Below are 15,058 nucleotides of genomic sequence, written 5' to 3'. Positions count from 1 at the left end.
GGGGGGTGGGGTACGTCTGGCCACGTCGTGTGCTGGGGGAAACCGAGAAGACGCGTATACAGACACGACACCTTGCCTCGTCCCTGCAGGCACCATGTATGCCAATATGGACGTTGGACCTTGAAAAGGGGCCCTACTCCCCCCTCAACAAGCATTTGTACCCCCTCCAGGCCTCGGGTATAATCGTTCGAGTGTCGTGTTTCTCCCGATCGATGCCCCTCGGCCGGAGGTCGCCGTGGCCCAGGACGAACTGATCTTCTCTTGCGATGTGAGCGCGCTGCCCACCGGAGGCTCCTACGGCAATCCGGACGCGTTCGCCCGCGCCGACGCGGCCTCTAACCTGGACGGCCTCTACAGCCCTGGCGATGGCCGCTGGTACTGCGGCCGGGTCCGCTTCCGGATCTTCGCATCCGGCGAGCCGCTGACCCCCATGGTGACCCGATTCTTCCCCGCTTACCAGGAGACGATCTACGGCGGCGAGCGGATCGTGCTCTCCAAGCGCATGTTCGTCCCCTTCCGGACGGGCTATCAACACGCCGTATGCTGGCAGATGGACTTCGAGACGGAAGGACACCAATACATCCAGATCGACGTGGATATCCGATGGCCGGCCGTCCTCTCGGATGGGCACGTGCGTCAGCCGCCGCCAGACGCGCAGGAAACCCGCGTGCGCCAGGAGATGGATCGTGGCCTCCTGGTCGCCCGCACCATCGGCGCCGAGCGAGAGGTCCGGGTGTTCGGATCCAACGGCCCCCCCTCCCGCGTCGCGTTCGTTGAGCCCGGCCGGGCCCGGCTGAGCTTCTTCGTCCTGGCCGAGGGCTATGTGGACGTCCCGTTCATCCTCGTCTTCTCCCGCAGCGGCGAGCAGGTCGCCTGGAACGGGTTTCTGGCCAACGGCGACGTGGGCGTGCTGCTCCAGGAATCCAGCCGACGCATGGCGGAGGCCATCGGGCGGGGAAGGCTCATCACCCCCGATCCGGTCATCAACCAGGGACTGGCCTGGGCGGCCGTCAACACGCTGCGGGTCCAGCAGCGGCACCGGGGCGGCGTCGGCATCCCACACACCCCGCCGGGGGACTCCGTCCTGATCCGGGACGCCGCGTGGTATGGCATGGGAACCGACTATCTGACCCCCGAGTTCGTTGCCGACCTATACGACTCGGTCCGGCGTCACGGAAGGCTCCCCAGAGGCAGGCTGGCGGACGGTTTCCACGCGGTCCAGGGCACCCCGGACGACTACGGGCTGAACCTGAACGACGCGACGCCCCTGTTCATCGTGGCGGCCCGCCACCACTACACGCTCCACCGGGAGGCGAGCTTCCTGGAACGGCTATACCCCCTCGTCCGGGACGCGGCCAACTGGATCATCCGGCAGACTGAGGGGCGGCTCGTGCGCGTGCAGGCGGAGGGCACGCACCGGCACGGCATCGCGAGCTGGCGCAACGAGATCCCCGGCTATCGGCTGGACGGCGCCGTGACTGAGATCAACGCCCTCTGCGTGTGGGCTCTGCGCTGTGCGGCTGAACTGGCTGCCGCGCATGGGGATACGGCCAATCAGGCCCGCTTTGAGTCGGAGGCGGCCGCGCTGCGGGAGGCCATCCACGATCAACTCCTCTCGCCGGAGACCGGCCTCTATCTCCTGACGCTGGGAAACGATGGGGAGCCGAACCCTGAGCTCACGGTCAATCAGGTATTCCCGATCCTGGCGGGCATCGCGCCGGACGATGTGCGTGCCCGGGTGACGGCGCGCCTCTGGAGCCCCGCCTGGATGTCGGCCCACGGCCTGCGCACCGTGGGCGAGGACGAACCGGCCTACGATCCACGCTTCGGGTCCGGGCTCATGGGCGGCATCTGGCCTATCGCGTGGGCCTGGGCGGCCATGGCCGCCCGGGAACAGCCCGATCGGCTGGCGGATGCGCTCCACCGGCTGTGTGCGCTCTGCATCCCGCCACAACAGGGGACCACCGACCGGGTGCCCGGCCAGTTCCCGGAGTGGCTGGACGGCGACACAGGGGAGCGTCGCGGCATGGAGATGAGCCCCTCGCTCCCACCCGTGCTGCTGTGGCTGGCCCTGGAGGGCCTGGCCGGATTGCAACCGCAGCCGGACGGGCTCGCCGTCACGCCCTCCGTACCGGAGGGATGGCGCTGGTTTGTGTGCGAGCGGATCCCGTGGCGAGGCGGCCTCGTCACGCTGATCTACTGGAACGGCGCGCTCCACAGCAACAAGCCCGTCCAGAGCGCCCTCCCGATTCGGCTGTACGATCGCATCGAGCGCGCCGGCCGGGAGGAGTGCGCCTTCGTCCTGCGAGGAGACGGGCGGGCCTGGGTGTTCGCCTTCGCTCCAGGCGACGGGTGGGAGGGACGGATTCGCGTGGACGATCGTCGGGTGCCCGTCGCCCTCGGCCCCGGCGAGGCTCAACTGATCCCACTGGAGGATTCCGACTCATGACGTGGATATCGCAGGCGGAGGAGGCGAGCGCATGAGAGCGGCCCTGCGCGTGTTCTGGCGCTCCCTCCAATACTGGAGCGATGAGGCGCTCCTCCTGGTGCAGATGAACGCGGCGTGGCTGTTGGCCGTTCTGTTGGTCATCCCCGGCCCTCCGGCTACGGCCGCGCTGTTGGAGGTCACCAACCGCATGGCACACGGGGAACGGGCCGGATGGCGAACCGCCCGCCGGGCGTTCCGGCGCTACTTCTGGAAGTCGTGGGGCTGGGCCATCATCACCCTGGCCTTCGTCGGCATCCTGACGTTCAACTACACCTACTACTCCCGCACCACCACGGGGGTAATCCTGACCCTCGCCCGGATCGCCTGGGTGATCTTCGCGCTCACCGGGATCGCCGTCCAATTCTACTGGTGGCCGCTGGTCATCGAGATGCGGGGCCACCCATTGATCCCGGCGCTGCGCAACGCGGCTCGGCTGGCCATGCTGAACTCGCTCTTCACGATCACTCTGCTGGTCGTCGTGCTGGCCTTCGTCGCGGTCAGCGCGGCCCTCGTCGCCCCGGCCCTGTTGATGCTGAGCGGCCTCCTGGCCCTGGTCGCCAACCACGCCACGCTTGATCGCCTGGCCGCCTATCGAGAGATGCTGACCTATCTGGAAGAGGAGGAGACGCCGGAGGTGATCCTGGAGGGGATCAGTCCCCAGGATGATCGCCCGGTGGTGAGGCCACGCCCGCCGAAGCCACGATCTCGCCGGGCCCAGCGGCGTCGGGCCCGCAAGTCCGCCCGCAAGAAGCCCACGCAACGGTAGACAAGGCAGCATGAGCTTCCTCATCGGAGTCACGTATTGGCCACGACGCAAGGCCACCGGCTGGTGGCAGCGCTTTGATCGAGGCGAAGTCGTCGAGGAGCTGGCCCACATCGCGGCGATGGGCTGCCACGCGGTGCGCCTGCCGCTCCTGTGGTCCGCCGTTCAGCCCACCGTGGATCGGCTGGAGCACCGCGTGCTGGACCGCCTGGGTGATGTGCTAGACGCCGCGGAGGACGCGGGGCTCCGTGCCTTCGTCGACCTGCAGGTCGGCCTGGCGTGCGGCGCCTTCCACTTCCCCGACTGGGCGATGGACTTCCCGCCGGCCGAGCCCCCCGTGTTCCAGGTCGTGAGCGGCCGCGCGGAGGCCCGCTACCGGCTGCGGGATCCGTTCGAGGACGAGAAGCTGGTGAACGCGCAACAGCGGCTGTTCCGCGAGGTGATCGGCTACTACGACGAGCACCCGGCCGTACTGGGATGGAGCCTGGGACATGAGCTGGACCGGGCCCGGCCGCCTCGCGATCCGGACGCGGCCGCCGAATGGCTGGACCAGCGTTCGACGGAGATCCGGGAGGTGGCCGAGGAGGCCCGACTGCTCTGGTACGCCGACGCGTCAGCTCTCACCCGGCCGGTGGGGGTGCGCCCCGCCGACGTCGCCGAGGTTCTGGGCGCCCTGGCCGTGGAGGTCTATCCCAACCTGCACCCCACAGCCGAGCACCCGCTGGACGAGGAGGTGGCGCGATTCACCGTGGCGCTGATGCGGGCGCTGGCGCCGGACGTCCCCATCTGGGTGGTCGGCTGCGCCGTGCCCACAGTACCCGTCCCCGGCGATCCGGGCACGATGATCTGGGATCTGGTCGATCGGGAGACGCGGGAGATCTACTTCGCCAGCGAGACGGAACAGGCGGAGTTCGTGGAGCGCGTACTGGAGGGACTGATCGCCGACGGCGTGGAGGGTTGCTGGCTGGGGCATTACGCCGACTTCGATGAGGCGCTGTGGGAGGACCCGCCGCTGGATCGATGCCGACGAGCGCGAGTGCTGGGACTGGTGCGGCGGGACGGCAGCGAGAAGCCGGCGGCCGAGAGCGTTCGCCGCATCCACGAGCGCCTTCAGGCGGGCGAGCTGAAGCCCGGACAGCCGGAGCGCCGGCTGGAGCTGGATCCCCGGGAGTACTGGCAGGATCCCGAGCGCCACCTGCCCCGGTTGTACGAAGAGTACCAAGAGGGCGGGCACGGATAAAGGCAAGGGCGACGCATGCGTCGCCCCAGGGGGAAGATACCGGGCAGCCACGAGAGCTGCCTCTACGAAGCGTTTGCCCCCCAGAGCAGGCGCCCTTTATCCCTCCGACCAGTGTTGCAGCTCGATGATGTTGCCCTCGGGGTCCGTCATGTAGACGAAGGTGACCCGCCCGGCCCCGGGGATGTCCAGGGACACCACCTCGCCGATGGTTCCCCCGCCGGCCGCGAGCACGGCCTCCCGTGCGGCCTCCACGTCCTCCACGGCGAAGGCGAGATGCGCCAGCCCCGGCCGGTTGACCGCCGGGGCCGAGTCGCCCGCCGTCCGATTGTACTGGAAGATCTCCAGCGTGGGGCTCTCATCCCCGTAGCCAGGGAGCCGGAGATGTACGCCCTGCGCGTGTGCCCCTGGTATCCCCGTGGCGGCGTCGAACCACTCGCCCGACAGATCCCGCTCCGGCGGGACCGGCACGCACCCGAAGACTTCCTGATAGAAAGCAGCGAGCCGCCGCCAATCCCTGGCGACGAGATTCGTGTGTACGTATTTCGCCTGGATCACGGAGCACACCTCCTGTTAGCAGCGCCAGCTCATAGCAACGAGAGCTTCCCTTCCACCACAGCAGCGCTAGCTCCTACGCCGGAGCCATTACCCGGCCGGGCGTGGGAGCCCGGCCCGCTCATAAGCGCCAAGCTCTTTCCTTCCGCCACAGCAGCGCCAGCTCCCACGCTGGCGCCACCATCTGGCCGGGCGTGGGAGCCCGACCCGCTCATAAGCGCCGAGATCTTCCCTCCCGTCATGGCAGCGCCAGCCCCCACGCAGGCGCCACCACCCGGCCGGGCGTGGGAGCCTGGCCTGCCTGTACACGATCATGAGGAGGGGCGATTCATGAATCGCCCCTCCCCCGCGCCAGGAAGGCCAGCCCATTATCCCCGATCGCGATGCCCTCCGTCAACTGCGGTGGTCCCCCATAAATACGACATGTATGCTTAACATGCCTTTCTCCTCAGCATCCTCTGTGACTCCGCGGTGAGGTAGGCTATCACCGCGCGCTCAAGGGTTGACGATGCACAAGGAATATGATACCATTTCCTTACCATTGAATTGAATCCTTACCTACATGGGGTTGAGATGAGCAAAAAGGAAATCCTTGCCACGATTACCAGTAAGGGACAGGTGACGATTCCTGCCGAGGTGCGCGCCTATCTGGGCCTCAAGCCCCGGGATAAGATCGCCTTCGTCATCGAGGAGGAAGGCACAGTGCGCCTAGCCGCTCCGCGCTATCCCAACATCGCCTCGTTGCGAGGGGCCGCCGGATCTTTAAAGAAGCCTTTATCCTGGGAGGAGATGCGGGAGATCGGCCGCGAGGACCATCTCAAAGATAAGTTTCAGGACTGAGAATGACTGCGCCCTTCGTCGACACCGACGTCATCATTCGTTTGCTCACCCAGGATGACCCGGAGAAGCAAGCCGCCGCGGCGGCTCTGTTCGAGCAGGTCGAGAGAGGCGAACTCACCCTGACGGCCCCGGACACCGTCATCGCCGACGCCGTGTACGTCCTCTCATCCCCCCGGCTCTACAACCTGCCGCGAGACGAGATCCGAGCGATGCTGACCGCCCTGATCCGCCTGCCCGGATTTCAGGTCCGTAACCGCCGCGCGGTGTTGCGCGCCCTGGACCTCTATGCGACCACGGGCATTGACTTTGGGGATGCGCTCATCGCCGCCTCTATGGAGCAAGCCGGATCTCAAATCATCTATTCTTACGACGCCCACTTCGACCGCATCCCGGGGATCCAGCGGGTGGAGCCATAGCCCAAACCCCGCCCTCCCATCAGCGGGCACAATCACCCGGCCGGGCGTGGGAGACCGGCCCGCCTGCACACGACGACGCCCCCTATCCGCAGCGCCAGCTCCCACGCTGGCACCATCACCCGGCCAGGCATGGGAGCCCGGCCTGCTCATAGCAACGAGAGCTCCCCTTCCGCCACGGCAGCGCCAGCTCCCACGCTGGCGCTACCTTCCGGCCCTGCTCATAGCAACGAGAGCTCCCCTTCCGCCACGGCAGCGCCAGCTCCCACGCTGGCGCTACCTTCCGGCCGGGCGTGGGAGCCCGGCCAGCCTGCATACGATCATGAGGAGGGGCGATTCATGAATCGCCCCTCCCCCGCGCCAAGAAGGCTGGCCTATTATCCCCGATCGCGGTCCCTTTCGTCAATCCCGTTGACATCGTAACGCCGGGTTGGTAAGATGATTGTGACAGATCCGGTGTTCCCGAAAGACTGCGTTCATCCGGAGGGATATCCCATGGCGTTTGATAAGGCCGTCTGGAAAGAAAGGATGAAAGAACGTCTTCCTGGCTGGAAGACACGGCTACAGCAGGCGGGGATCAACACCGTTTACGGGTTTCTGGCCGCCGCCACGATCTGGCCTGTGATGGCCGCGTACGCCCAGGGAGATTTAGCGGCGATCATGGCTCTGGGCAATGTATTGGCGGGAGTTGGCGGCAATTTGCTGGCGGAGCGGATACAGCGATGGAAGGACGCTACAGACGAGACAGACATGGCGGAAGAGATCGCCCAGGAGGCGGCGGAGAACCAGGCCCTACGGGCGGAGATCGACCAGATGTTGGCGGAGCTGGAGGCGCTATCCCTGGCCGAAGCCGCGCTGTCGGAAGAGGATAAGGCCTGGTTCCGGGAGACGCTGGCCGCGGAGCTGGAACGGCTGGGCAACCTGGGGCGCTTTGAAGCGACCCTCATAGGGTCGGGGGCAATCGCCCAGGGTCCGGGCGCGAAGGCAGTGGGCGAGCGGGGTATGTTGATCGAAGGCGACGTGCAGGGGGATATCATCATAACAACGGAGGCTCCGGATCGGCATCCTCGTGTCTCCTCTGAGCCCGGATCGCAGGCACTCCAAAGCGCCTACCTGAACTGGCTCATCCAGCAAACGGGCTTCCTCTCTCTGGAGGGGATCGATCCTCAATCCGCCAGTCAAGCGGAGACACGCTTGCGCTTGAGCGAAGTGTACACGGCTCTGCTCACTCTGACGCCAGAGGCCCATGAGCGCCTGGAACGTGGCGAGATCGGGAATCGAGATGTGCGGCGTCGCTCTGTGCTGGAGGAACTGAACGACCATCCACGCCTGGTGCTTCTGGGCGATCCGGGTAGCGGCAAGTCTACCTTCGTAAACTTCGTGTCCCTATGCCTGGCCGGGGAGCGGCTGGGTCGGGATGATGCCAACCTACGCCTTCTCATCGCCCCTTTGCCCGACGATGATGGCGATGATCAGGACGAGCGCCAGCCGTGGGACCATGGCCCTCTCCTGCCCGTGCGCATTGTCCTCCGAGACTTCGCCGCTCGCGGCCTGCCCGCACCCGACGAGAAAGCGACCGTCGAACATTTGTGGCGGTTCATCACCGAAGAGCTGCGAGAGCCCGATCTGGCTGACTACGCCCCCGCTTTGCGGGAGCACCTCCTTGAGCAGGGCGGCATCTTCCTGTTCGATGGATTGGACGAGGTGCCCGAGGCGGAACAGCGGCGGGATCAGATTCGCCAAGTCATCCACGCGGTGGCCGCGGCGTTCCCTAAGTGTCGCGTGGTCGTCACCAGCCGGGTGTATGCGTATCGTCGCCAGGACTGGACGCTGAACGACTTCGCGATAACGGTGCTGACGCCCTTCAGCCGCGGTCAGATCATTCGCTTCGTGGACCGCTGGTACGCGCATATCGCCCGTCTGCGCGGCCAGCAGCCTGAGGATGCCCAGGGCCGAGCCGCACTGCTGAAACGGGCCATCCTGGGGAATGAACGCCTATACGAGTTGGCGCAACGCCCTTTGTTGTTGACCCTGATGGCCAGCCTGCACGCGTGGCGAGGCGGCGCGCTGCCCGAGAAGCGGGAGCAGTTGTACAACGACACCGTGGAGTTGCTCCTGGACCGATGGGAGGGGCAGCGCGTGGTGCGGGATCAAAAGGGCAATACCGTGATCATGCAGCCCAGCCTAGCGGAGTTCCTGAAGGTAGGAAAGGAGAGGATTCGCCAGGTGCTCAATGAGCTGGCCTACGAGGCCCACGCCCGTCAGCCCGAGCTGGTGGGCACCGCGGACATCCGTGAAGCCGCCCTGGTGGAAAAACTGATGCGCATCAGCGAGAATCCTGATGTACGGCCCAGGCGGCTGGTGGAATTCCTGCGAGACCGAGCTGGCCTGCTCGTCTCGCGAGGCGTGGGCGTGTATACCTTCCCCCATCGCACCTTCCAGGAATACCTGGCCGCCTGCTATCTGACGGACTATGACTACCCGTACGAAGTAGCACGGCTGGCAAAGACGGACCCGGAACGCTGGCGCGAGGTGGCGCTGCTGGCCGGGGCCAAGGCGGGACGAGGGACATCATCCGCTGTTTGGGTGCTCGCCGATGCGCTGTGCGAGGATGAGCCGCCGGAAGAGGATGCGGATCTCGCCTGGCCGGATGTGTGGGGAGCACATCTGGCGGGGCAGTTGCTGGTGGAGAGCGCCGACCTGAACAACGTCCATGAGCCGGATCGGAGAAAGATGGATCGGGCACGCCGCTGGCTGGTACGGGTGATCCGCCATGAGGCTTTGGCCCCTACCGAGCGAGCCATCGCGGGTGACAACCTGGCCCACCTGGGCGACCCCCGCCCAGGTGTAGGCCTGAACGAAGAGGGCCTGCCCGACATCCTCTGGAGCGAGCGCATCGAGCCCGGCCCCTTCGTCATGGGGAATACGAAAGAAACCGATGAGATGGCTTACGGTGACGAAGCACCGCAATTCACCTGCCGTCTCATCACCCGCCCCTACCGCATCAGCCGCTACCCCATCACCGTGGCCCAGTACCGAGCCTTCATCGAGGCCGGAGGTTATCGCGAGCGACGATATTGGACGAGGGCGGGCTGGGCATGGAAAGAGGAAAGCGGCATCACCGGCCCGGAGGATTACGGCGAGCCCTTCAACCTGGACAATCATCCCCAGGTGGGAGTGAGCTGGTATGAGGCCGTGGCCTTTACCCGCTGGCTTTCCGAGAGAACGGGGCTGAACATCCGGCTACCGACGGAGGCCCAGTGGGAGCGGGCGGCGCGCCACACCGACGGCCGGCGCTATCCCTGGAGCCCCGACCCCCAGGCGAAGCCTGATCCCAACAGGATGAACTACGGTGAGACCGGCATCGGCGGCACCAGCGCCGTGGGCTGCTTCCCCGGCGGCAAGGCGGAATGCGGCGCCGAGGATATGAGCGGCAACGTATGGGAATGGTGTAGCACGAAACGGAGGGACGATTACAACAATTACGAGGAAAAGGTGGATGATGAGCTAGAGGGGGATGAAGTTCGGGTGTTGCGTGGCGGGTCCTTCTACCTCGATCTCGGGAGCGCGCGCTGCGCCTTCCGCTTCAGGGACGTCCCGTACGTCCGTGGCTGGTACTTCGGGTTTCGGGTGGTGCTTCTCCCATCTACCTCTGAACTCTGAACCCTCTGGCCTCTGATGCTCTGGGTTCTGTCCCCTTGGGGGTGCAGGGGGCTTTGCCCCCTGCTCGCGCAGAATTCGCACAAAGGAGATACACGCTTGGCGGGACAGGAGATGGTCATTTTCACGCGCACGTTCGACTTCCTGAGCTGGCTGCTGCCCATGACCAACCATTTTCCTAAAGCCCATCGGCACACGTTCACCAGACGGCTCCTGGACGCAGCCTTCGATCTGCGGGAGCGACTAGAGGAGGCCCAATTGCGTAAGGGCAACGCCAGACGTAGCAGGCTTTTTCTCGCCGACGAGGCCTTGAGCAAAATACGCATGTACCTGCGCCTGGCGTTCCGCTGGACATGGCTCTCCCCCGGGCAGTACAAACACGTATCGACCATGATCACCGAGATCGGCAGGCTGCTCGGCGGCTGGATCAAAGCCACCGCCGCAGTGTAATCCCATCGGCATCGGACGGCTGTTAGCCGTGATGCAGGGGCAGGCTCAAGAAGATCGGGTGTTGCGTGGCGGGTCCTTCAACAACAATCACAGGAACGCGCGCTGCGCCTACCGCAACAGGAACAACCCGAACAACCGTAACAGGAACAACGGGTTTCGGGTGGTGCTTCTCACATCGTTCTCCCGCCAGCATTGCCGGGCGGATACCCTCTTCCCGGACGAGGCGAATGATGGTGGGGCCTGTTCCCGGCCGCAGTCGGGCTTCTATGCCCGGCTCGGGCGAATAACAACGGTCCCGCACCCTGGCCCTAGCCTGGTGCGGGGCCACCTCCGGAACGAACGGTTGCACGTTCATCGTCGAAATGGCATCATGCGCGCCCTTGTCATCTCCGGGGAACATGGATAGGGGCGCAGCGACACCACGGCCCTCGTGTTGGCTACTCCAGTCATAAAAGTGAAGTGAATACCATAACGTGTATGCGGACCTCATTTCCTGGGATAACCTGCTCCTGGCCTATCGCCGGGCGGCCAAAGGCAAGCGCGGTCATCCCAACGTCGCCGCCTTCGAGTACCGTCTAGAGGAGAACCTTCTCCGGTTGCAGGAAGAGCTAAGCGCGTTCACGTACGCACCGGGGGCGTACGTCAGCTTCTACATCCACGAACCCAAGCGGCGGCTCATCTCGGCCGCGCCCTTCCGCGATCGGGTGGTCCATCACGCGCTCTGCAACCTCATCGAGCCCGTCTTCGAACGTTCCTTTATCACCGACTCCTACGCCAACCGGGTGGGCAAGGGCACCCATCGAGCGCTTAACCGCACCCAGGCCTTCGCCCGGCGGCACCCCTACGTGCTTCAATGCGACATCCGACAGTTCTTCCCCGCCATTGACCACGCCGTCCTGCGGGCAGCCTTAAGTCGCAAAGTGCACGATGCCCACGTTCTGTGGCTGTGTGACCGTATCCTCGAAAGCGGCGAGGGCGTGCTGGCCGATGAATATCGCATGGAATACTTCCCCGACGACGATCTGTTCGCGGTGCATCGCCCGCGTGGGCTCCCCATCGGCAACCTCACCAGCCAGTTCTGGGCCAATGTGTACATGAACGCCTTTGATCACTTCGTCAAGAGGGAGTTACGCTGCCCCGCATATATTCGGTACGTGGACGACTTCCTCCTCTTCAGCGAAAGCAAAGCGCAGCTATGGGTCTGGAAAAAGGCGCTGGTCGAGCGGTTGGCCGCCCTGCGGCTGAGCCTCCATCCCGGCGCGCATCCTCGCCCTGTGACTGAGGGTATTCCCTTCCTTGGCTTCATCACATTTCCCCATCACCGTCGCCTGAAACGACGAAAAGGGGTATATTATCAGAGGAAGCTGCACCGCATGGTGAAAGCCTACGCTCGCGGCCAGGCGACGTTGGACGACCTGAATGCCAGTGTACGGGGCTGGGTGAACCACGTGCGTTACGGCAACACGATCGGGCTGCGAAAGGCGATGTTCGCCGACATCATACTGCCTGAACGTACGCATAGATAGGAAGAGGAGTAGCCTATGCGTCAATGGTTAAAAGTCTCACTTCTCGCTCTCGCCCTGCTCATCCTGGCTGCCACTGCCCGGTGGTGGATCTCCCCGCTCCTTACCTTCCTCGGCACCAATTCGGAGATCATTCAATCCCTTGCGGACACGATCCAGATCCTCCTCTGGCTGGCAGCGGGAGGAGCCTTGCTGTTTGGGTGGCAACACCGGCCCCGCCGTGAGCAACCTCCCCCCACCTCGACCACGCAGGCTAAAGGCGAAGGGATTGTGGCCCAACGCCACAGTGTCGCCGCGCGCCAGGTCGCCGTGGGACGAGACGTCCATGGAGACATCATCCTCGTAGCCGACGTGAACGACCTCTGGGACGTCATCCGCAGACGGCCCCCCGAAGAGGATCTGCGGCGTTCCACCGAGGAGTATCTCAAATGCCTGGTAGACCGCTACCAATATCTGGAACTCAAGGGCATGGGCGTGTCCGACCGCGTGCCTCTGCGCCTGCCTCTGATCGATGTGTATGTCCCTCTGCGGGCGCGGGTGGAACTCCCGGAGGGGGAGACCTGGGCTCGGGATTTGCGTCTGGCCGGGCGACGCCCCACCCAGGAGGAGATGGAGGCCATGGGGCAGCGTCTGAGCGAGCCACAGCCCGTCCTGAACCTGATGCAGGAGAACGACGGGCTCATCGTTCTAGGCGACCCAGGCGCGGGCAAGACCACCTTCCTCAAATATCTTACCCTCATGCTGGCCCAAGGCCGGGCGGAAGACCTGGACATGAGGCCACGGCTCCCCATCCTCGTACCCCTCTCCGCGTACGCGAACGCCCTGGCGGATGGGGATATCCCACTCGATGCTTTTATCGGCGCATACTACGCGAGGCGGGGTATCGATCTGCCCGTGGACGCGATGCTGGCAGAAGCTCTGGACCAGGGCGGCGCGCTCATCCTGCTGGACGGGCTGGACGAGGTGCGCGACCTGGGCCAGCGGCACCTGGTGGTGGCGCGAGTCGTGGACTTCTTCACCCAGCAGCGGCGGCGAGGGAACAAGTTCGTGCTCACCAGCCGCATCGTGGGCTATCGAGAGGTGCGGCCTGCCGTGGAGGGCCTGGCCGAGTGCACGTTGGTGGACTTCGACGATGAGGACATGAAGCTCTTCGTGGATAAGTGGACGGCGGCCATCGAAAGGGCCGCGCACGGAGACACACGGGTGGCCACGCTGGACGCCGAACAGGAGAGGGAGGAACTCCTGCAGGCGATTCATCGGAACCCCGGCGTGCGCCGCCTGGCGGCCAACCCGCTGCTCCTGACCATCCTGGCCTTGATGAAACGCCAGGGCATCACGCTGCCCGAGCGCCGTGTGGAGCTATACCAGAAATATGTGGAGACCCTGCTCAAGCACTGGAATCTGGCCCGCGGATTGGACCGCCCGCCAAGCCGCGACCTGGACGTGGTGGAGACCATACGGGTATTGGCCCCGCTGGCCCTGTGGATGCAGGAAACGAGCCCAGGGCGAGGGCTGGTGAAGCAAGGGGATCTGCAGCGTCAACTGGAAGCCATCTACGCCGAGCGCGGCTTCGATGATCCCGAGGGACGAGCCCGCCAGTTCCTGGCCGACGTACGAGAGTACGCGGGGCTCCTACTGGAGCGAGGGCCGCGAGAGTATGGATTCATCCATCTCACCTTCCAGGAGTATCTGGCTGCGGTAGCCATCGCTCAGAAGGGACAGCAGGACATCGAGTGGAGGCGCTGGCCGCGCACATGGGCGAGGAGGCCTGGTGGGAGGTGGCGCGGCTCACCATCGGCTATATGGGCATCATTCAGCAGCGGGATGAGGCCGCGAGCGCCGTGGTGCGGGCGCTGATTCAGCGGGAACCCGGGGAGCCGGGACAAGCCGCGGTGCTGGCCGGGGAGGCGGTGCACGACGCGTGGCCCGGCGGGGTAACCCGGGAGGCCAGGAAAGACGTCATCGAGGCCCTGGTGCGCACCATGCGAGACGACGGCCGCGTCCCGCCCGTCACGCGAGCGGCGGCCGGTCGCGCCCTGGCCAAACTGGGTGACCCACGCCGCGGCGTGGGCCTGAATGAGGAAAGCCTGCCCGACATCCTCTGGAGCGAGCGCATCGAGCCCGGCCCCTTCGTCATGGGGAATACGAAAGAAACGGATGAGATGGCTTATGATGACGAAGCACCGCAATTCACCTGTCACCTCATCACCTGCCCCTACCGCATCAGCCGCTATCCCATCACCGTGGCCCAATACCGGGCCTTCGTCGAGGCCGGGGGTTACCGCGAGCGACGCTATTGGACGAGGGCGGGCTGGGCATGGAAAGAGGAAAGCGGCATCACCGGCCCGGAGGACTACGGCGAGCCCTTCACCCTGGACAATCATCCCCAGGTGGGGGTGAGCTGGTATGAGGCCGTGGCCTTTACCCGCTGGCTCTCCGAGCAGACGGGACTAGACATCCGGCTCCCGACAGAGGCCCAGTGGGAGCGGGCGGCGCGGCACACCGACGGCCGACGCTACCCCTGGAGCTCAGATCCCCAGGCGAGACCTGACCCCAACAAGATGAACTACAACGAGACCGACATCGACAGCACGAGCGCCGTGGGCTGCTTCCCCGGCGGCAAGGCGGAGTGCGGCGCCGAGGATATGAGTGGCAACATCTGGGAATGGTGCAGCACGAAATGGAGGGACGATTACGACGAGTATGAGAAAAAGGTTGATGACGGGTTAGAGGGGGATGAAGGTCGGGTGTTGCGTGGCGGGTCCTTCGGCAGCTATCACGGGGGCGCGCGCTGCGCCGTCCGCGTCAGGTACGACCCGAGCGGCCGTGACTGGGGCAACGGGTTTCGGGTGGTGCTTCTCCCATCTACCTCTGAACTCTGAACCCTCTGGCCTCTGGTGCTCTGGATTCTGTCCTCTGGGGGGTCTGGGGGGCTGTGCCCCCCAGCGGCTTTTCGCGATGCAGGATGGGAGCGGGATGCAAAGCAAAGAGCTCCTCAAGCGTCACCTCCCACGCTGACGCCACCGTCGAGTGGGGGCTCAACCTGCCGCATGTGCGGCCGGGCGTGGGAGCCCGGCCTGCTCATAGCAACGAGAGCTCCCCTTCCGCCACGGCAGCGCCAGCTCCCAC

At 65.2% G+C, this 15,058-nt stretch carries 11 protein-coding genes; 10 read left to right on the top strand and 1 reads right to left on the bottom strand.

Going from position 1 to position 15,058, the window contains the following annotated elements:
• Positions 1-235 precede the first annotated feature (235 nt).
• The 3 genes from GXP39_10210 to GXP39_10200 are packed head-to-tail and all read left to right on the top strand — an operon-like array spanning position 236 to position 4,491.
• Positions 236-2,449: a hypothetical protein gene (locus tag GXP39_10210; protein NOZ28409.1), complete on the top strand. Its 2,214-nt coding sequence runs from the start codon at positions 236-238 to the stop codon at positions 2,447-2,449.
• A 31-nt stretch (positions 2,450-2,480) separates the two neighbouring features.
• On the top strand, positions 2,481-3,254 hold the full coding sequence (locus GXP39_10205) for a DUF624 domain-containing protein (protein NOZ28408.1): 774 nt from the start codon (positions 2,481-2,483) through the stop codon (positions 3,252-3,254).
• Positions 3,255-3,264: 10 nt separating this feature from the next.
• Positions 3,265-4,491, top strand: a complete 1,227-nt coding sequence (locus GXP39_10200; GenBank protein NOZ28407.1) for a hypothetical protein — start codon at positions 3,265-3,267, stop codon at positions 4,489-4,491.
• A 96-nt stretch (positions 4,492-4,587) separates the two neighbouring features.
• Here GXP39_10200 and GXP39_10195 read toward each other — a convergent pair whose 3' ends face one another.
• The gene (locus GXP39_10195) at positions 4,588-5,043 is read right to left on the bottom strand and encodes a VOC family protein (GenBank protein NOZ28406.1); all 456 of its coding nucleotides are present in this window, start codon (positions 5,041-5,043) and stop codon (positions 4,588-4,590) included.
• A gap of 573 nt (positions 5,044-5,616) precedes the next feature.
• On the opposite strand from GXP39_10195, the gene GXP39_10190 reads away from it, so the two are divergent.
• From GXP39_10190 to GXP39_10160, 7 genes are all read left to right on the top strand, one after another.
• On the top strand, positions 5,617-5,883 hold the full coding sequence (locus tag GXP39_10190) for an AbrB family transcriptional regulator (protein NOZ28405.1): 267 nt from the start codon (positions 5,617-5,619) through the stop codon (positions 5,881-5,883).
• Positions 5,884-5,885: 2 nt separating this feature from the next.
• On the top strand, positions 5,886-6,299 hold the full coding sequence (locus GXP39_10185; GenBank protein NOZ28404.1) for a type II toxin-antitoxin system VapC family toxin: 414 nt from the start codon (positions 5,886-5,888) through the stop codon (positions 6,297-6,299).
• Positions 6,300-6,824: 525 nt separating this feature from the next.
• A complete protein-coding gene (locus GXP39_10180; GenBank protein ID NOZ28403.1) occupies positions 6,825-9,959 on the top strand; it encodes an SUMF1/EgtB/PvdO family nonheme iron enzyme in 3,135 nt (1,044 codons plus the stop codon).
• Positions 9,960-10,055: 96 nt separating this feature from the next.
• Positions 10,056-10,406, top strand: a complete 351-nt coding sequence (avd, locus tag GXP39_10175; protein NOZ28402.1) for a diversity-generating retroelement protein Avd — start codon at positions 10,056-10,058, stop codon at positions 10,404-10,406.
• 473 nt (positions 10,407-10,879) lie between these two features.
• Positions 10,880-11,932, top strand: a complete 1,053-nt coding sequence (locus GXP39_10170) for an RNA-dependent DNA polymerase (protein ID NOZ28401.1) — start codon at positions 10,880-10,882, stop codon at positions 11,930-11,932.
• A 15-nt stretch (positions 11,933-11,947) separates the two neighbouring features.
• The gene (locus tag GXP39_10165; protein ID NOZ28400.1) at positions 11,948-13,786 is read left to right on the top strand and encodes an NACHT domain-containing protein; all 1,839 of its coding nucleotides are present in this window, start codon (positions 11,948-11,950) and stop codon (positions 13,784-13,786) included.
• A complete protein-coding gene (locus GXP39_10160) occupies positions 13,684-14,811 on the top strand; it encodes a formylglycine-generating enzyme family protein (protein NOZ28399.1) in 1,128 nt (375 codons plus the stop codon). Before GXP39_10165 ends, GXP39_10160 begins: the two co-directional genes overlap by 103 nt.
• The last annotated feature ends 247 nt before the right edge of the window (positions 14,812-15,058 follow it).

It is taken from the genome of Chloroflexota bacterium (assembly GCA_013152435.1).
Lineage (GTDB): Bacteria > Chloroflexota > Anaerolineae > DUEN01 > DUEN01 > DUEN01.
This window is presented reverse-complemented; position numbering and strand designations above follow the sequence as displayed.